This window comes from Maribacter sp. 2-571 (assembly GCF_050589625.1).
Taxonomy (GTDB): Bacteria; Bacteroidota; Bacteroidia; order Flavobacteriales; family Flavobacteriaceae; genus Pelagihabitans.
The window spans coordinates 1-671 of the sequence record NZ_JBNGOP010000086.1; the positions used below are offsets into that span (position 1 = coordinate 1).

Annotated in this window: 1 protein-coding gene; it reads left to right on the top strand. The window is 43.5% G+C overall.

All coding sequences use genetic code 11. The annotated features are described in order from the left end of the window. Positions 1-671 (top strand): AMP-binding protein (locus ACRD7P_RS20985; protein ID WP_430909764.1); only part of this gene is annotated, 671 nt, incomplete at both ends.

The following is a 671-nucleotide window of genomic DNA, read 5'->3' on the forward strand; positions in this document are numbered from 1 at the left end:
GTATATACCAACAACCCAGGATTATCCATATCCCCAACGGACCTATGCTATGTGATCTACACCTCGGGTACTACTGGAACACCCAAAGGGGTGATGGTAGAACATAAAAACCTAAACCATTTAATACAGGTACAAAGTTCTTATTTCTCAATTTTTGCAGGTCAAAAAGTCTTACAATATGCTTCTTTGGTTTTTGATGCCTCGGTATGGGAGATTTTTAGCACTTTAAGTGTGGGGGCGGAACTTCATATAATCAATGTCTTTACACGTCAAGAAGGGCAACAAGTGTCGCAGTACATCAAAGACTATGCTATTGACCTAGCTACTTTACCTCCGGTATTCTTAGAAACCCTTTCAATGGAAGACATGGAAGGGGCATTACCGATATTGGTTATTGCAGGGGAATCTTGTTCTTTAGATGTTATGGAGCGTTGGAGTGATCACAGAAGGTTTATCAATGCCTATGGCCCTACAGAGGGTACCGTTTGTACTACCATGCATGATTTTCAGAAGGGAGATAGGGCAACTAACATAGGCGCGCCTAATTCAAATACTAAAGTCTACGTATTAGATTCCAATACTCAACCGATTCCAGTGGGTGTTGTGGGGGAGTTGTACATTGGCGGCGCGGGCGTTGCCAGGGGCTATCTGAACCGAGGGGAACTCACACA